At 41.0% G+C, this 17,005-nt stretch carries 16 protein-coding genes and 1 pseudogene; 8 read left to right on the top strand and 9 right to left on the bottom strand.

The window, feature by feature from the left end:
• The first annotated feature begins 75 nt into the window (after positions 1-75).
• The 6 genes from NP781_RS06785 to NP781_RS06760 all read left to right on the top strand — a co-directional run bounded on the left by NP781_RS06785 (position 76) and on the right by NP781_RS06760 (position 5,547).
• Positions 76-459 (top strand): hypothetical protein, encoded by a 384-nt coding sequence (locus tag NP781_RS06785; RefSeq protein ID WP_004229554.1) that lies wholly within the window; start codon positions 76-78, stop codon positions 457-459.
• 390 nt (positions 460-849) lie between these two features.
• Complete coding sequence (proB, locus tag NP781_RS06780) at positions 850-1,944, top strand: glutamate 5-kinase (RefSeq protein ID WP_257521817.1); 1,095 nt, start codon at positions 850-852, stop codon at positions 1,942-1,944.
• 13 nt (positions 1,945-1,957) lie between these two features.
• The gene (locus NP781_RS06775; protein ID WP_221680768.1) at positions 1,958-3,208 is read left to right on the top strand and encodes a glutamate-5-semialdehyde dehydrogenase; all 1,251 of its coding nucleotides are present in this window, start codon (positions 1,958-1,960) and stop codon (positions 3,206-3,208) included.
• A 39-nt stretch (positions 3,209-3,247) separates the two neighbouring features.
• A complete protein-coding gene (locus tag NP781_RS06770; RefSeq protein WP_004229564.1) occupies positions 3,248-4,132 on the top strand; it encodes a DMT family transporter in 885 nt (294 codons plus the stop codon).
• Positions 4,132-5,094, top strand: coding sequence for a carbohydrate kinase family protein (locus NP781_RS06765; RefSeq protein ID WP_221680766.1), 963 nt, complete (start codon positions 4,132-4,134; stop codon positions 5,092-5,094). Before NP781_RS06770 ends, NP781_RS06765 begins: the two co-directional genes overlap by 1 nt.
• Positions 5,095-5,157: 63 nt before the next feature.
• Positions 5,158-5,547, top strand: a complete 390-nt coding sequence (locus tag NP781_RS06760; RefSeq protein ID WP_257521816.1) for an RDD family protein — start codon at positions 5,158-5,160, stop codon at positions 5,545-5,547.
• A 138-nt stretch (positions 5,548-5,685) separates the two neighbouring features.
• Here NP781_RS06760 and NP781_RS06755 read toward each other — a convergent pair whose 3' ends face one another.
• Both NP781_RS06755 and NP781_RS06750 read right to left on the bottom strand, forming a co-directional pair.
• Complete coding sequence (locus tag NP781_RS06755) at positions 5,686-6,366, bottom strand: hypothetical protein (protein WP_257521815.1); 681 nt, start codon at positions 6,364-6,366, stop codon at positions 5,686-5,688.
• A 94-nt stretch (positions 6,367-6,460) separates the two neighbouring features.
• A complete protein-coding gene (locus tag NP781_RS06750; protein ID WP_257521814.1) occupies positions 6,461-6,892 on the bottom strand; it encodes a GNAT family N-acetyltransferase in 432 nt (143 codons plus the stop codon).
• Positions 6,893-7,017: 125 nt separating this feature from the next.
• On the opposite strand from NP781_RS06750, the gene NP781_RS06745 reads away from it, so the two are divergent.
• Complete coding sequence (locus tag NP781_RS06745; RefSeq protein WP_257521813.1) at positions 7,018-7,470, top strand: MarR family winged helix-turn-helix transcriptional regulator; 453 nt, start codon at positions 7,018-7,020, stop codon at positions 7,468-7,470.
• 43 nt (positions 7,471-7,513) lie between these two features.
• Here NP781_RS06745 and NP781_RS06740 read toward each other — a convergent pair whose 3' ends face one another.
• Positions 7,514-8,869: an aspartate aminotransferase family protein gene (locus NP781_RS06740; RefSeq protein ID WP_257521812.1), complete on the bottom strand. Its 1,356-nt coding sequence runs from the start codon at positions 8,867-8,869 to the stop codon at positions 7,514-7,516.
• Positions 8,870-9,009: 140 nt separating this feature from the next.
• On the opposite strand from NP781_RS06740, the gene NP781_RS06735 reads away from it, so the two are divergent.
• Entirely contained in the window at positions 9,010-10,647 is a 1,638-nt protein-coding gene (locus NP781_RS06735) for a PucR family transcriptional regulator (RefSeq protein WP_257521811.1), read from the top strand.
• On the opposite strand, the pseudogene NP781_RS06730 reads toward NP781_RS06735, so the two are convergent.
• From NP781_RS06730 to NP781_RS06705, 6 genes and pseudogenes are all read right to left on the bottom strand, one after another.
• Positions 10,636-11,462: pseudogene (locus tag NP781_RS06730) on the bottom strand (ABC transporter permease). The gene NP781_RS06735 and the pseudogene NP781_RS06730 overlap by 12 nt on opposite strands.
• 12 nt (positions 11,463-11,474) lie before the next feature.
• Complete coding sequence (locus NP781_RS06725) at positions 11,475-12,416, bottom strand: ABC transporter permease (RefSeq protein WP_009374228.1); 942 nt, start codon at positions 12,414-12,416, stop codon at positions 11,475-11,477.
• Between the two features lie 16 nt (positions 12,417-12,432).
• The gene (locus NP781_RS06720) at positions 12,433-13,983 is read right to left on the bottom strand and encodes an ABC transporter substrate-binding protein (protein WP_257521810.1); all 1,551 of its coding nucleotides are present in this window, start codon (positions 13,981-13,983) and stop codon (positions 12,433-12,435) included.
• Between the two features lie 21 nt (positions 13,984-14,004).
• Complete coding sequence (locus NP781_RS06715; protein ID WP_221680758.1) at positions 14,005-14,976, bottom strand: P1 family peptidase; 972 nt, start codon at positions 14,974-14,976, stop codon at positions 14,005-14,007.
• Between the two features lie 3 nt (positions 14,977-14,979).
• On the bottom strand, positions 14,980-15,993 hold the full coding sequence (locus NP781_RS06710; RefSeq protein WP_257521809.1) for an ABC transporter ATP-binding protein: 1,014 nt from the start codon (positions 15,991-15,993) through the stop codon (positions 14,980-14,982).
• A complete protein-coding gene (locus NP781_RS06705) occupies positions 15,962-16,996 on the bottom strand; it encodes an ABC transporter ATP-binding protein (RefSeq protein ID WP_257521808.1) in 1,035 nt (344 codons plus the stop codon). Before NP781_RS06705 ends, NP781_RS06710 begins: the two co-directional genes overlap by 32 nt.
• Positions 16,997-17,005: the final 9 nt, after the last annotated feature.

Raw genomic sequence — 17,005 nt, 5'->3', positions numbered from 1 at the left:
ACTTTTCTTCCCTAATCCATTATAATAGTAGAAACTCATGATAAAATAGATAACTTCCATAAGAGGTGATTGATAATGGCAGTAAGTGATATTGTCACGCAATATGAAGATGAGCATGGACAGGTCTACTATAAAATGAAATCCCATGACATTGAGGTAAAGGCCACACAAAACGCAGGCTTAGCACCTGTCATCACGTATTGGATGGCTGACAAAGAGATTACGGATTCCATTCGAAATTTACGCTTCAGTCCACGTGCCCCATCTAGCTATATACAAGATTACGAAGAATTTCAAGCAATGCTTTATGCAAAAGAGCAACGAGCCATTAACCAGCTGTATGAACAAATGAGTATTAAACCCAAAAATATGTCTTCAGGGAAACAAGTCATTTGGAGTTTCTTTGTCATTGTGCTGGCTATGCTTCCCCTTTTCATAGCTATTTGGTGGTTTAAATAAATGAATAAGCAGCCTCTTTATCATTTTAACGCATTCCTTTCTTAATTTATCAAAACTTTCAACTAATTTATCCGTTCAGCTTGACAGACTTATAGAAGTAGTGCATCCTTTAGTCAATAGATAAGAAAACGAACGAAGACCAGTAGTTAGCCACTGCTTGAAAAGAGAGCGATGCCCATCGGCTGGAAGGCATTGTACAAGAAAGACTAATGAAACCTACTTCGTGAAACGTCCTAGCCAAACTAGGCGCAGTCTCGAGCGTTATGAGAAAAGTGGAATGTCGCATGATATTCAATGTAGGTGGTACCACGGAAGGCAAGTCTTTTCGTCCTAATTTTTAGGATGAAAAGGCTTTTTTTATCTTGATTTAGCAATGATGGAGGTCGTGAGATGGAGAGAAAAAGAATTGTTGTTAAGATTGGTAGTAGCTCTTTAACGAATGCAAAGGGTGAAATCGATAAAGTTCGCTTAATGGACCATGTGCAGGCAATCGCCGAGTTGAAGAAATTGGGACATGAAGTGTTACTTGTCTCGTCAGGTGCTGTAGCGGCGGGTTTTAAACAACTTGGCTACCCTGCTCGCCCTGTGACAGTGAAAGGAAAGCAGGCAGCTGCTGCTGTAGGACAGAGCCTACTTATTCAAACGTACAGTGCCTTATTTAGTATTTACAATATCGTGCCTGCACAGATATTATTGACACGAATAGACTTTTCTAAAAAAGAATGCTATAAAAATGCCTATGCGACTTTCGAGGAATTGTTAGAACGATCCATACTACCGATTATTAATGAAAACGATACAGTATCTATTAGTGAATTAACCTTTGGGGATAACGATATGCTTTCAGCACTCGTCAGTGGACTTGTCCACGCGGATCAGCTCATCATTCTAACAGATATCAATGGCCTTTATAATGCCAATCCCAATAAAAACCCACAGGCAGTGCGCATTGATCGATTAGCTGCTATTACAGATGACCTGCTAAGCTTTGCGGATGGTACAGGTTCAAAGGTTGGCACAGGAGGCATGGCCTCTAAGCTTCTGGCTGCACGAACAGCGCTACGTGCAGGGGTGAAGGTATTTATCGGTACAGGTCATGGCGCACAGAAGCTCGTCGATATTTTAGCAGGGCATGGTGATGGCACTTATGTGGAGCATGATGAGCTTGCTGTATTAACAAATCATAAACAGTGGATTGCACTCACGGAAATTTCTGGTAAAATTTTTATAGATAGTGGTGCTGAACAGGCTTTAATGAATAATGGTAAAAGTCTATTACCTGCTGGCGTCTATCGTGTAGAAGGTGATTTCGTAAATGGTGATGTTGTAGAAGTCTATAGTGAAAAGGACTTACTAGGACGTGGCGAAGTGCTGTACTCTTCTCAAGAGCTTATCTCTGCCATGGGAAAACGGACTGATACATTGCTGAAAAGCCCTATTGAGGTAATTCACAGAGATAAATGGCTGAAAATTCAAACGAATTAAGGAGGAATGACAAATGACAAGTGAAATTCAAGAAAAAGGACAACGCGCAAAAGCCGCAAGCTACATGTTAAATATTAAAACGACCTGCGAGAAAAATGAGGCACTGAAAAAAATTGCAGAACAGCTATTAATCGATCAACATGACATTATGGCTGAAAATGCAAAGGATTTGGCACAGGGTGAGCAGCAAGGTATACCTGCATCTACGTTAGATCGCATCATGCTCAATGAAGAACGGATTGCGGCAATGGCCGATGCCATTCATTTACTCGTCTCCTTAAACGATCCAGTAGGTACAATTGTTGAACGTATTGAAAAAGACAATGGGCTACGCATCGAAAAACGAATTGTCCCACTTGGTGTTATTGGTATGATCTATGAAGCTCGACCAAATGTCACAATCGATGCAGCAACACTCACTCTAAAAACAGGCAATGCCGTTATTTTGCGCGGAAGCTCTTCCGCCAAGTTTTCTAATATGGCTCTTGTCGCAAGTATTCATCGAGCGCTTGCTAAAACATCCATCCCTATCGATGCTGTTCAATTAATTGAGGATACAAGCCGCGAAACAGCCAAAGAACTATTCCATTTAAAAGAGTACTTAGATGTGCTCATTCCACGCGGTGGCAAAGCCCTGATTGATTTAGTTGTCAATGAAGCGACTGTTCCTGTACTGGAAACAGGTGCAGGCAACTGCCACATTTACGTGGATGAAATGGCGGATTACATAAAAGCAGAAAAAATCTGTCTGAATGCTAAAACACAGCGTCCTTCTGTTTGTAATGCAGCAGAAAGCTTACTCATTCATCCTACTTGGTTTAAAGAACATGGCGTCCAGCTTTTAACGTCTCTTCATCATGCAGGTGTAACCATCATAGGGGATGAGCAAGTATGTCAGCAGTTTGAAGCTGCCCTTCCAGCTACGGCGGATGATTATGCGACAGAGTACCTTGATTTAAAAATAAGCGTTAAATTAGTGGAAAATGTCTATGAAGCGATTGAGCATATTCAATACTTTGGCACAAATCATTCTGAGGCCATCATTACAGAAGATCAATTAACCGCCGAGACATTCTTAAATAATGTCGATGCAGCAGCAGTGTATCATAATGCCTCCACCCGCTTCACAGACGGCTTTGAATTTGGTTATGGTGCAGAAATTGGTATTAGTACACAAAAGCTACATGCCCGTGGACCAATGGGCTTGCCCGCATTAACATCAACAAAATATGTTATTCATGGCAACGGCCAAATTCGTGAATAGTTCTTATAGTTTAATAAAATAATAGAAGGAAGGTTTCGTATGAACATCTCAGCAATCATTAAACTAACAGTCTCCATGGCACTGTTTGGTTCCATCGGCTTTTTTACCGTTCACACTGGTGTTCCCGCTACAGAGCTTGTCTTTGTTAGATGCATTTGCGCAACCCTCTTTCTAGGTGGTATGTGGCTCATTACGGGTGGACATAAAACAGAGGTATGGGATAAGAAAGAAATTTTTCAAACGCTTATTTGCGGTGTCTTTATTGTGTTAAATTGGGTATTTTTATTTAAAGCCTTTGAGGAAATGTCCATTTCGATTGCCATTTCCATCTATAATTTAGCCCCTATATTTGTGTTAATTTTAGGCGCTATCTTTTTAAAGGAAAAGATGACCATTCAGGCACTTGTTGCAACAATCACTTGCTTTATCGGTAGTATTTTTATCATCGGTCTCAATAATTTTGTATCGTTCTCAGAATTTATGCAATCTGGCTTTATCTGGGCATTACTGTCAGCGGTATTTTATGCCCTTACGATGCTAACAAGTAAAACCATCACGAAGCTTAGCTCGTATGCGTTAACCTATATTCAAACAACAGTTGGAATCGTGATACTACTGCCTTTTATCGACTTCTCGCTGTTCGATGGATTAACGTCAACCAATTGGTTTTATATACTCGGCACAGGCTTTATTCATACAGGATTTGTGTACTATTTATTTTTTGATAGTATTCGTAGCCTGTCTACGATTCTTGTCTCCGTATTGGTTTTTGTCGACCCTGTTGTCGCCATTTTACTGGATATGCTATTGCTTGATTTTATGCCAAGCTTTACGCAAACGATGGGGATCCTTCTCATTTTCGCTGGTATTTTTTATACGATTTATGTTCCAAAGAAAAAGCGTCTACCACAGGAGGTCTCATAATGGGCAAGCTCTTCACAATTGGAGAATTATTAATTGACTTTACACCGACACAGCAGCATGGCTCCCTAGCCAACATTGAGCATTTTACTAAACATGCAGGAGGGGCACCTGCCAATGTAGCCGCAGTCTGTGCAAAGCTAGGACAGCAGGCGGCCCTTCTCACACAAGTAGGTCAGGATGCCTTTGGTGACTTCCTAATCAAAACGTTGCAGCAAGCAGGTGTAGATACCCAGTTTATTCGTCAAACAACGGATGGCGAAACAAGTCTTGCCTTTGTTTCATTAAATGAACATGGCGATCGAGATTTTCAGTTTTATCGCCGACATGCTGCAGATCTCTTATACAAACAGGAATACCTCCCCTCGCAGCTATTAACAGCGCACGATATCGTTCACTTTTGCTCTGTTAATCTTGTAGAGAGTCCTATGAAACAAGCACATCTTGCCCTTATTGAACAGGCACATCAAGCAGGGAGCCTTATATCCTTTGATCCGAATGTGCGCCTTCCTTTATGGCAGGATAAGACGGCGTGTTGTGAAACCATTTTAGCCTTTTTACCAAAAGCCCATATTGTCAAGCTTTCAGAGGAAGAACTGCTGTTTTTAACTACTCTAGAAGATGAACAGGAAGCTGTTCAAACGTTATTCAAGGGATCTGTAAAAGTTATCATCATTACACATGGTGCTGCTGGGGCTACCCTATATACGAAAAAACATCATGTGAAGGCTCCTGCTGACAAGGTAAAAACCGTTGATACAACGGGGGCTGGTGATGCTTTTATTGGCGCGATTTTAAGTCAATTTCTTCATCATCAACTAACAGTAGCTCAAATGGTAGCTCATTGTGAACAGTATGCGATCTCTCTGCTTTCTTTTGCAAACGGATATGCAGGCATTTCAACCACAAAGCATGGGGCGATTCCATCCTATCCTGTACTTTCATTAGATATGAATTTAGGATAAATCGAAACTTTTTGTCCTTATTGTTCGTATGTACTAGTGACAGGTCATTAAAGGAGGGCTTATATGCAATCGATGACAAAAAAACGCACAGCTGCATTTTTAATCGATACAGCTGTTTCAACAGCTGTCACGTTGGGGGTTGAATACTTCCTACGAAAAAAAGTAAAAAACGAGGCTGTTCATGCACTTGTTACGCCAACTGTGGTATTGTGGGCACTAGAATATGCACAACTCCGTAAAAATGGACAAACGATTGGCTACAAAGCAATGGGTTTAACACTCGAAAATGAAGATGGTCGTCCATTATCAGAAGGTCAAATTATTAAACGCATGGCTTATCGAGACACTATCAGTACGTTCGATTATCTAAAAGATCGCCACGCCTTCGAGCAGCAGCAGGGTCAACGTCTTCCTCATGATAGCTTTGCAGGTACGGTTGTAAAGGAAAAATAAATGAAAGCTGCCTTATCGTTTGGGCAGCTTCCTTTAATTGGAGCATTTTGCTAAAGTGTGAATCTTCCTTATCGCCTGAACCATTACAGAAAGTAGCATGGAAATATACTTCAATATAAGCCTCTCTAGAGAAGTACGCTAATCTTTGGAAATAAATTGCTGTATATCATTCGATAAAATCGCGTTTTCTGACGGAAACCAAAAATAAGTAGTACCATCAAATTGTATGCCATATTGAAAAGCAATGGCATCGTCTGTATAAAGGAGTACATCATAACGGTTCGTATCTCCATTCGGCTCAAAGGATGGGGCTAGTTTACTGTTGGTTAAAATCGCCTTTATAGCTTCCATGTCAGACTGGTCTGTATAGCTAGCCGTTTTCCGATTGCCTTCTTCCATAGATGAGTAAAATTCTATTTTCTTCACTTCTTCTAATGGAACCTGATCAAAATTCTGTCGCAGCGGAGCTTCATCTCTTACCATATAAATTCGATAGCCATTAATAACCGACTGATCCTCTACGGCAATAGCATCTTCAAGACCCTTTATCGCATAAAGCTTTGTTCCCTTCTCATGGAAGGCTGCATCGCCATCCTTAAAGCGATAGGAGGTTCTTTTTACATGATCAGCCACTTTAAAATCAACTTCCCCTATTTCCTTTTCAATGAATGAACGATCGGCTAACGCGACTTCATAAACAGCTTCATATTGCTTACCATCCCATTTGATTAAATCAACCCATTCGATTATGACTTGACTACCGCAAGCTGTCAGTAACAAACTCATGATACAAAGGCATATCCATTTCTTCAACAACATCCCCCCTTTAAGCAGTAGACCCAAGCAACGATTAAAAAGTTACAAAGTATGACGCTAAGTCTGGCATGTTCTATAATCGTGTGAATTTCGTCTGCTACCAGTATTTCTTCATTAAAATATGAGGGATGCCACAATCCATAAATTCTTCGCCTTCACGCTGATAGCCTAATTTTTCATAAAAGCCTTCTGCATAGGACTGAGCATTTAATTTTGCTTTTGTTAGCCCTTTATCTCGAGCAATCTGCTCTAGGCCCACAATAACTTCCTTACCAAGGCCATATTTGCGGTATTCTTCTAATATACAAATACGCTCCAATTTGCCATAGTCCTCTACAACTCGAAGTCTCCCTGTTCCAACAGGTTGCTCATTGTAATACACCAAAATATGAGCGCATGGAGCATCCAGTGCATCAAATTCATCATATTCTTCTTCCTCAGGGACTTGCTGCTCTTCAATAAAAACGCTTCGTCTAAAGTCAAACGCTGTTTGTAATTCTGCTTCAGATGTTACTTTTTTTATAGTCATTACTATTCCTCCTAGGTTCTCCTGCCTTATCATCTTCTCGAGGTGCAATTTCACTTTGAAGATGATAGTATTAGTATAGAATGATTTTTATTGCAATTACAACAAAAATATCAGGAGGATCGCACATGAAAGAAATCTTACGTGAAATAGGTGCCATTGCACGGGCATTAGACTCAATAAGCAATATTGAATTCAAGGAATTAGATTTAACAAAGGGGCAATATTTATATGTCATCCGTATTTGTGAAAATCCAGGTATTATTCAAGAGAAAGTCGCAGAGCTATTGAAGGTAGACCGTACAACGGCTTCACGAGCTATTCAAAAATTGGAGACCAAAGGCTTTATTGAAAAACGAATTGAACAAGGTAATAAGAAAAATAAATTACTTTTTCCTACAGCTAAAAGCATGGACATCTATCCTTTTTTAAAACGGGAGGGCGAATATTCCAATGCTCGTGCGCTTGAGGGGTTTTCTAATGATGAGATGAACTGCATTCACAGACTTCTAACACGTGTGTTGCATAACATCGAGATTGACTGGGAAGAGGTGAAGAAAGGGCATAAACGACAGTATTAAAGGCGATTCCTCGTGTTTTTTGCACATTTGGAATCGCCTCAGGCTAGACATTGGCTGCAAATACTCGTTTTAATACAGCAACCATAAACTCAAAGTCCTCATCTGTACAGCACAGCGGTGGACTTAACGTAATGATATTATTGAAGCCTTCAACTGTATCGCCATTTCTTCCAATAATTAAGCCATTTGCTTGACAATCAGCCATGATTTTCGCGATTAGCTCAGGCTTGGCAGGTGTTTGAGATTGTTTATCTTCGACCAGCTCGATGCCAATGAGTAACCCAAGCCCACGAATATCGCCAACGAAAGGCAGCTCTAATAGGTCTTGCAAATCATGTAGGAATTGAATACCCAAATCTCTTGCTCGCTGCACAAGTCCTTCCTCCTCCATGATTTTTATATTTTCTAAGGCTACTGCACAAGCTGCTGGATTGCCACCAAACGTATTGATATGGCGAAAATGACTATAGCCGTCCGTCTCTTTAAATTTTTCATAAATGTCTTTCCGTATAGCTGTAATGGATAGTGGTAGGTAGGCACTCGTTAATCCTTTCGCCATGGTAATGACATCTGGTCGAATATCAAAATGCTGATGACCAAATAGCTTACCTGTCCGTCCGAAGCCACATATGACTTCATCCATGATGAGTAATACCCCATGCTTTCTACAAATGCGCTCGACTTCTTTGACATATGTAGGATGTGGAATAAGCACTCCACCACCCGTGATGAGTGGCTCCATAATGACAGCCGCAATGGTTTCTTTTTGCTCCCAAATAATTTTTTCTTCCATTTCTCGGGCAAGTGCTAGGCTGTATGCCTCAATTGACTGCCCTTTTGGACGACGATAGTGATCAGGTGGAGCAACATGTAAGAAGCCTGGTGTCAGCGGCTCGTACTTAAATTTACGTAAAGCCTGACCTGTAGCTGCTAATGCCCCAAGTGAACTGCCATGATAGCCCCGATAACGAGCAATGATTTTGTAGCGGTTCCCTTCCCCATTTTGTTGATGGTATTGACGTATTAACTTAAACGCTACTTCATTCGCATCTGAGCCACTATTGGAATAAAACATCATATAGTCATCATCAAGTAAGCTGTTAATTTTTTCAGCGAGCCTGATGGCAGGTTCATGGCTTTGTGTTAAAGGAGCATAGCAAAGCTTTTTTAGCTGCTCATACGCAACTCTGGCAAGACGCTCACGCCCATACCCTACATTCACTGCCCATAAGCCTGACATACCATCTAAAAAGCGATTGCCTAAACTATCAGTAATCCATGCCCCTTCTCCCTGTTCAATAATGGGAGGTGCTTTGTCATTATAGATAGACATGTGATGCCAAATGTGTTCATGATCTTTTTGCTGTAAAGTATGTGTAATCTGATCGTTTCGCTCCATATCATGACCTCCAATCGTGTATCATCGGTGTCTTTTTGTCTATCACCATTTTCCCTATTAAGCTAGATAATATTGAAATTTTCTGATTTCTCTAACATAATGAAATAGACATTGTACATTCGAAGGGCAGGTGCTAATTGATGTCGAAACATCCTCTACTCGTACGTGATGTCCTCAAGCGCAAGCATTTTGAATCGGCGAAGCTTATTGCAGGGCAGCATGGTCTTGATCGCCAAGTATTGTGGACACATATATTAGAAATTAAAGATTTTGAAACATTAATCAATGGTGGTGAATTAATATTAACCACGGGTGTCGGTTTACAGCTAGAACGAGAAACACAAATCGCCTACTTACAAAACCTTATTCGTAATGAGGCAGCTGGTCTTTGTATAGAAATTGGCGATTATTTTGACCATGTTCCCGTAGAATTGATTGCCATGGCAAATGCCCATCATTTCCCTATCATCATCTTTGAAGAAATTGTACGATTTATCGATATTACGCAAGATTTGCACACGTACATAATTAATCAACACCAGCAGGCACTTACACAGCTAGATACACTATCCAAAACCTTTATGGAATTATCATTAATGCCAAATGGTATTTTGAAAATATTACAAGTGCTCCATCAAGATACAAATGCTCCCTTTCTATTTGTTTCAGAAGATACAAAAAGCTTTTATTATCCTATGGAGGCTAAAAAATACTTACGTGTCATGGAGGAGCATTGTCAGCAGTTAGAACTACAAGAGCCCTTGCACCTTCTATCCTTGGGAAAAGACCATTTTGTCATTATTCCTGTTAATGGGCTTGGACAAGTGTGGGGCTATTTATGTATGCATTCTGAACTGCCAAAGCAGAGTGATTACACCTTGTTAAATCTTGAACGAGCAACTATGTCGATTGCCCATATTTTAATGCGTAACCGCATGCTTCAGGAGCGACAACAAAGCCGTGAAGATGAATTCATACTAGCGTTAATTCAAGGTCAGCCAGTAGATATTCAATACTATCAAAGCTATTTACCAATCGAAAGTCGTAATTTATTTTACCGAGTCGTTGTGTTCAATCTCCATGATGAAGCCAATACTGTGCCTGAAGAAGAATGGCAGGAAATCCAGCTCCAAAATGCCATGTATGTTCGTTCGATCCTGAAAAAGCTTGGATTTTTCCCTACTGTTTCAGTAAGACAGCACGAGATAATTATTTTAGCCTTTTTCATTGCTGCAGATTATATGAAAGACAATCGCGACGCTTTTGATCAAGCCATTTCACAAATTATTGCAAGAAAAGCAGCACAATTTTTTGAGCAACTTACCCTTAGCTGTGGTATTAGCAATGTCTATCAATCGATCGAAAGTGTTCATCTGGGCTATAAGGAAGCCAAATCAGCCATCCAAATGCAGCATCATCAATTAACGAGCTCCATCTATTATAAAGATTTAGGTGTTTATCGATTGTTATTACAGCAAGATCAAACAGCCCTCCTACAATTTGTAAAAGATTATTTACAGGAAATTTTAGTATTAGATCAAAAAAGTAGCCATGATTTATTTCAAACCTTGGCTGTTTATCTGACCTGTAATGGGGCTAAAAATGATACAGCAGAACAGCTGTTTATTGTCCGTCAAACACTTTACAAACGAATAGAACGATTAGAAAGTATACTAGGTGCTGATTTTTTACAAGCTCCTCATCGCCTCAATATTGAGATGGCTGTTAAGGCATATGAACTGTTGCAAAAGACAGCACCTGATCTATTACGATTTTGAACGCGGATCCATAAAATCTCGTAAAGCATTACTGAGCATATATAAGCCTAGAACAAGAATCGTAATGGCTCCCCCAGGGGCATACGTATACCAAGGGGCACCGATTAAATAGGCTTGTGAATCTTTTAACATTCTACCCCAGCTAGGGTTTGGTGGCTGTACGCCAAGCCCTAAATAGCTCAGTGCTGCCTCGGCTAACATTGCTGTCGCAAAAGTCACGGTTGCTGCAACAATAATTTGCGACGAAATGTTTGGCAAAATATGACGGAACATGATGCTATAAGGCTTAACACCAATTAACTTCGCTGCTAGCACATATTCCGAGTCACGTTGTTGCACAAAGCCACTGCGGGCAATCCTCGCAATAGCAGGTATCGCGATAATTCCAAGTGCTATCGCTGTATTCGTTATTCCTGGGCCGAATACCGCTACAAGCATTAATGCTAAGATGATTCCTGGAAAGGCCATTAAAGCGTCCATCGTGCGCATAAATATTTCATCGACCCAGCCACCAACATAGCCTGCAATTCCGCCTATGAGAATACCAAATATCGTTCCAATCGCAACCGTTAATAGACCCACGGCAAAGGCTGTTTGTGTCCCCTTCATAATGCGACTAAAAATATCTCGCCCAAATTCATCTGTTCCAAACATATAGGCACCACCTGGACCACGCAATTTTTCAGGTATATTCATCGCGTTGACATCATGGGGTGTATAAAAAAGCTAACAATCATGACGAGCAGAAAGCCAACAATGACGAGGAGACCAATGACTAAATTGATTTTTTTAGTATAGCGCTGTAATTGTTTCATAGTAGTCACCTCTTAACGTAATCGAATTCTCGGGTCCAACACAGAATATAAAACATCGACGATAAAATTAATCATGACAACAGCTACTGTAATATACATAACGATCCCTTGTACGAGTGGAAAATCACGATTACTGATAGCCGTAATCAATAACTGACCGATCCCTGGCAATGAAAACACCTGCTCCACAATAATCGTCCCTGCTACAACTTCTGCCATAATCAACCCAAAAACCGTCAATATCGGAATCATGGAATTTTTCAATACATGCTTATACATTACATTTTGTTCAGACATCCCTTTACTGCGAATCGTGCGGACATAATCGAGCTGGACCTGCTCCAAAATGGCTGTACGAACATAACGAAAATTCACCGCAATTTGTGGAATCGCAATGGTTAAAGCTGGAAGTATTAGCGTACTAAGCGCCCCTGCTACACTTTGTGTCCAAGGTATATAGCCACTAATTTTAAAGAAGCTGAACTGTAAGCCAATGTAAAGAATAAGCATCATCCCTAGCCAAAAGGATGGCACTGCCATACCGATTTGGGTTACTGTCGATAATGACACATCACTTAATTTATTTTGTCTTCTTGCTGCAAACATCCCTAAAGGTAAAGAGATGATTAAGACAATGATAAGGGTGAGTCCTGCTAATGACATGGTGACAGGAAGTCGATCAAATAATAGTTCTTTTACTGGCATGGAAAATCGAATGGAATTCCCTAATTGCCCTGTCAATAAGCCCTTCATCCAATCCACATATTGTTCATAAAGAGGACGATCCAAGCCAAGCTCAGATCGTAAATTTTCAATTTGAGTGGGATCCGCCTCTGTCCCTAGCATTGTGCGAACTGGATCACCAGGTAAAATTTGAAAAACACCAAATGTAATAATGGATACTAGAAGGATGGTTGTTATTAACAGGATGATTCGACGTAGGATATACATCATAAGCACTCATCCCTTTCTAGTTTGAAAACTTGACCTCTGACATATCGTGGAACCAGAATGGATAGCTCTTGAGCCCCGTCACCTGTTTGTCAGATCCCCAAACAATTTGATAATCCGCAATGTATACTGCTGTCGCCTGCTCAGCTAATATTTCCTGTGCACGATGATAGTACTCTATTTGCTTGGCTTGGTCGGTTTCCTTTAAAACATCAGCCATAATTTTGTCGTATTCTTCATTTTTAAATAAGAAGAAGTTTTCACTATCATTTGTAGAAATGTAATCATTCAACACTTCAAAAGCAGATGCACGACCCGTTAAATCAATCGTTGTCATTGCATAGTCACGACCAAAGTAAACGCGATCTAGCCAAATTCCCCATTCCACTACTTCAATTTCTACATCAATTCCGATCTCTTGTAGATTAGCTACGACAATTTGTGCAATATTTGAGTAAATATCATTGTGTGAAGAGACGGTAATTTTAGTTTTAAAGCCATCAGGATAGCCCGCTTCCGCTAATAGCGCCTTCGCTTTTTCCACATCTCGCTCATACATGCTTTCTAAACCCTTCTTTTGGAAATCACCCATCGCTGGACTCATATTAGAGCCAAGTGGCACAGCATAGCCTGCAAACACGGAGTCAATAATATCGGCTTTACTAATGGCGTAATTGATTGCTTGACGAACCTTCACATTATCAAATGGTGCCTTTGTTTCGTTAAATGTAACAATAAGAGAAGAGTTATTATTTTGGTGTGATAAACTATAGCTTCCCTCTACCTCGCTCACACGGTGCCAAGGAACACTCGTTAAATCTACTTCGTTTGCCATCAAGCTCATAATGGCTGCCTGATCATCTGATTGGAAGGCAAAGGTTACTTTATTCAAATAAGGCAATCCTTCTTGCCAGTACTGTTCATTTTTCTTAAGTTCTAAATTTGTACCTGGTGCATATTTCACAAAGGCAAATGGACCTGTACCAATTGGATTTTCATTATGCTTCCCATCATTGCTCTTTGGAATAATAGCTGATTGTCTCCCTGTTAAGGAATACAAGAAATTTGAATTTGGCTCTTTTAGCTTGATCACAAATGTACTTGCATCAGGCGCCTCTGTAGATGCTACGTTATCAAAGCTATTGGACATTTTTTCCCCACCATTTTTCCCCATTAAACGGTCAAAGGAATATTGAATATCCTCCATCGTTAAATCATCACCATTATGAAACTTCACACCTTGGCGAATTTTAAACGTATAGGTTAAGCCATCCTCAGAGATTTCATAGCTTTCAGCAAGTCCCTCTTTTAAGGAGCCATCTGTTTCAGGAGCCATTAGCCCTTCAAAGATATTTAGAATCATTTGATACGAAATGGATGCTGTCGCCTTATGTGGATCTAAAAAATCTGGATCATCATTCACACGTACAACAATTTCCTGTGGAACATCTGTTGCCGTTTGACCATCTGTAGTACCTGAAGTAGTCGTAGTTTTCTCTCCATCACTTGAACACGCTGCCATAACGATTGCCACTAACAGTGTTAGTAGTATCAATCCGCTTTTTTCCATTGCATGGCTGTTCCCCCTTTTTTAAGTGCTTGTCTTTTGAATGCTTGTATAACTCTCAACATCCGCCAATCGTTCAGCGGCTTTAATGCCAGCCAGAATCGCTTCCTCCATCACCTTTGTCGCTAGTTGGCCTAAATAATCAAGTGCATAGGATTGATCCCCTGTACCAAGCACAAAAATCGTATCGCCATCCAGCATCGTATGAACAGGATAAATCGTGCGTGCTAAGGCATTTTGCGTAAGCTGTGCAATCTTTTTAGCCTCCGCCTTCGTTAGCTTGGCGTTCATTGCCACAACACCAATGGTGGTATTAGTACCCGCTAAAGCCTCTGATTGTGCATGTTGCTCTAAATAGGCACAGCAATCCACCCATTGACCAGAATGTGTATCTCTTGCTCCAGCTAAAATTTGCCTCGTTGTGGGGTCCTTGACATCTCCAACTGCATTGACAGCCACGATAGCACCTACTACAAGACCATCTTTCCCCGCATAGGAAGCACTACCAAGCCCACCCTTCATTGCAAATGCTGGACCAGCTAATTTGCCTACAGTTGCTCCGTAGCCTGCGCCTACATTGCCGTTTGGAAATGAACCGACTTGTGCCGCTTGTGCCGCTTCATAGCCCATAAGTGCAGTAGGTCGTGCATGTGGATCACCGATAAACAAGTCAAAGAGTACAGCACCTGGTACAATCGGTATTTTCGCTACTCCTGCATCTACCCCAATCCCTTGCTCCTCTAAAAATTGCATGACGCCTGTAGCAGCATCTAACCCAAAAGCACTACCCCCAGCTAAACAAATGGCATGGACTCGGTCAATTTCATTGATGGGATCTAACGCATCTGTTTCACGAGTACCTGGTGCAGAACCCCGAACATCCACTCCACACACCGCTCCGTTTTCCACTAATAGCGCCGTACAGCCTGTGATGCCCTCTTTATTCTCGCGATGTCCTACCTTAACACCTGGCACATCCGTTATATTGCCAAACATCCTTCACACCTCACTTGTTAAATAATTGTAATTTTCTGATTTTTTATCATATAAAAAACAGGCTACTCGTTGATGATCATTTTCATCGTGAAGCTTCGGTCTCTCCTGATGGCATCTTTCCATCACATACGGGCAACGTGTATGAAAGACACAGCCAACAGGTGGATTCATCGGACTTGGTAACTCACCCTGTAAAAGTATTTCTTGCTTAGGCTCATCAAAATTAACAACTGGTATTGCAGATAGTAATGCTTGTGTATAGGGATGCAACGGATTGGCATATAGCTCCTTCTTTGTCCCAATCTCCACTACTCTGCCTAAATACAGCACTGCCACACGGTCACTAATATGCTTCACAACGCTTAAATCATGTGAGATAAATAAATAAGTTAATTGAAATTCATCCTGTAAATCCATCATGAGATTGAGCACTTGTGATTGCACCGACACATCCAGTGCTGAAACGGGCTCATCGGCAATAATAAATTCTGGATGAATCGCTAATGCCCGTGCAATCCCAATACGCTGCCGCTGCCCACCAGAAAATTCATGTGGAAACTTATGCATGGCATCCTCAGGTAGCCCTACCTTTTGTAATAGCTCCTTCACACGCTCTTTGCGTTGCTCCTTCGTCAAGGTTAATTGCAGCTTCATCGGTTCTTCGATAATAGAGCCGATTCGCATCCGTGGGTTGAGGGAGGCAAAGGGATCCTGAAAAATCATTTGCATTTGATTACGATAACTTTGCAGCTTATTCCCCTTTAAATGCTGGATGGGCTGTCCTTTATACAACACTTCCCCTGCTGTTGGTTCAACGAGCTTCAAAATTGTTCGCCCAAAGGTGGATTTTCCTGAGCCTGATTCGCCAACAATACCAAGCGTTTCCCCTCTATAAATCTCAATCGAAATATCATCCACCGCTTTAATGACCTTTGTCTCTTCCTTCATCGACTTACGTTTCACAGGAAAGTAGGCTTTTAAATGATTAATTTCCAGCAAAACTTCTTTCTCCGTCATGAGCCAGCTCTCCTTTCTCCGTGAATAAATGACAGCGTACCTTATGTGCCTCTTGAATGTGATGAACAGCAGGTTGCTCCTGATGACAATGTGCCAGCGCATGGGGACAACGTGGCGCAAAGCGACAGCCGTCAGGTAATGCATACGCAGGTGGCACTGTACCAGGAATCGATGGTAGCCTTTTGACATCTGTTTCAAGGCTTGGCATCGTCTTTAAAAGCGCTGTTGTATAAGGATGCTGTGGATTTAAAAAGAGCTCTCTTACTGGGGCTTCCTCGACAATCTGTCCCGCATACATCACCATAACGCGGTCAGCTGTCTCTGCAACAACGCTCATATCATGGGTAATGAATAAAATGGCTGATCGATGCTCTTCCTTCATTTTTAGCATCAGCTTTAAAATCTGTGCCTGAACCGTGACATCAAGTGCCGTAGTTGGCTCATCCGCAATCAATAGCTGCGGATTATTCGACATCGCAATGGCAATCATGACTCGTTGTCGCATCCCACCTGAGAGTTGGTGAGGATATTCGGCGATGACCTTTTCTGCATTCGCAATCCCGACTTCTTTTAAAAGCTGTAGCGCTTTATTCCATGCCTCTTTTTTCGATACCTTTTGGTGTCTTCGTATGCCTTCAATCATTTGATTGCCAATCGTAAAAACGGGATCTAAAGAGGTCATGGGCTCTTGAAAAATCATACTAATTTCATTGCCTCGAATACGGCTCATTTCTTTATTTTTTAAGGTAAGTAGATTTTTACCATTTAAAGTGATAGAACCTGACGTAATTTCTCCTGGAGGTATAGGCAGCAACCGCATAATGGCTAAGGATGTAATACTTTTGCCACTTCCCGATTCACCAACCAGTGCAACGGTTTCTCCTTTATGAATAGTAAAATTCACATCTTCCACAACTTTTGCCTCTTTGCCATTTTTTAAATGGAATTTAATTGATAAGTGATTGACCTCTAAAAGTACATCTTTTTCTTTTGGCTGTTCCATATGCGTCCC

The sequence above is a fragment of the Lysinibacillus sp. FN11 genome (assembly GCF_024628845.1).
Taxonomy (GTDB): Bacteria; Bacillota; Bacilli; order Bacillales_A; family Planococcaceae; genus Lysinibacillus; species Lysinibacillus capsici.
The sequence above is the reverse complement of the archived record's forward strand: the minus strand, read 5'-3'. Positions and strand labels throughout refer to the sequence as shown.

What these genes read in the sequence shown, in the direction of transcription:
- NP781_RS06785 (WP_004229554.1), top strand. Translation starts at nt 76, where the DNA reads ATGGCAGTAAGTGATATTGTCACGCAATATGAAGATGAGCATGGACAG.
- NP781_RS06705 (WP_257521808.1), bottom strand. Translation starts at nt 16,996, where the DNA reads ATGGAACAGCCAAAAGAAAAAGATGTACTTTTAGAGGTCAATCACTTA.
- NP781_RS06775 (WP_221680768.1), top strand. Translation starts at nt 1,958, where the DNA reads ATGACAAGTGAAATTCAAGAAAAAGGACAACGCGCAAAAGCCGCAAGC.
- NP781_RS06715 (WP_221680758.1), bottom strand. Translation starts at nt 14,976, where the DNA reads ATGTTTGGCAATATAACGGATGTGCCAGGTGTTAAGGTAGGACATCGC.
- NP781_RS06725 (WP_009374228.1), bottom strand. Translation starts at nt 12,416, where the DNA reads ATGATGTATATCCTACGTCGAATCATCCTGTTAATAACAACCATCCTT.
- NP781_RS06740 (WP_257521812.1), bottom strand. Translation starts at nt 8,869, where the DNA reads ATGGAGCGAAACGATCAGATTACACATACTTTACAGCAAAAAGATCAT.
- NP781_RS06745 (WP_257521813.1), top strand. Translation starts at nt 7,018, where the DNA reads ATGAAAGAAATCTTACGTGAAATAGGTGCCATTGCACGGGCATTAGAC.
- NP781_RS06735 (WP_257521811.1), top strand. Translation starts at nt 9,010, where the DNA reads ATGTCGAAACATCCTCTACTCGTACGTGATGTCCTCAAGCGCAAGCAT.
- NP781_RS06710 (WP_257521809.1), bottom strand. Translation starts at nt 15,993, where the DNA reads ATGACGGAGAAAGAAGTTTTGCTGGAAATTAATCATTTAAAAGCCTAC.
- NP781_RS06750 (WP_257521814.1), bottom strand. Translation starts at nt 6,892, where the DNA reads ATGACTATAAAAAAAGTAACATCTGAAGCAGAATTACAAACAGCGTTT.
- proB (WP_257521817.1), top strand. Translation starts at nt 850, where the DNA reads ATGGAGAGAAAAAGAATTGTTGTTAAGATTGGTAGTAGCTCTTTAACG.
- NP781_RS06760 (WP_257521816.1), top strand. Translation starts at nt 5,158, where the DNA reads ATGCAATCGATGACAAAAAAACGCACAGCTGCATTTTTAATCGATACA.
- NP781_RS06720 (WP_257521810.1), bottom strand. Translation starts at nt 13,983, where the DNA reads ATGGAAAAAAGCGGATTGATACTACTAACACTGTTAGTGGCAATCGTT.
- NP781_RS06755 (WP_257521815.1), bottom strand. Translation starts at nt 6,366, where the DNA reads ATGTTGTTGAAGAAATGGATATGCCTTTGTATCATGAGTTTGTTACTG.
- NP781_RS06765 (WP_221680766.1), top strand. Translation starts at nt 4,132, where the DNA reads ATGGGCAAGCTCTTCACAATTGGAGAATTATTAATTGACTTTACACCG.
- NP781_RS06770 (WP_004229564.1), top strand. Translation starts at nt 3,248, where the DNA reads ATGAACATCTCAGCAATCATTAAACTAACAGTCTCCATGGCACTGTTT.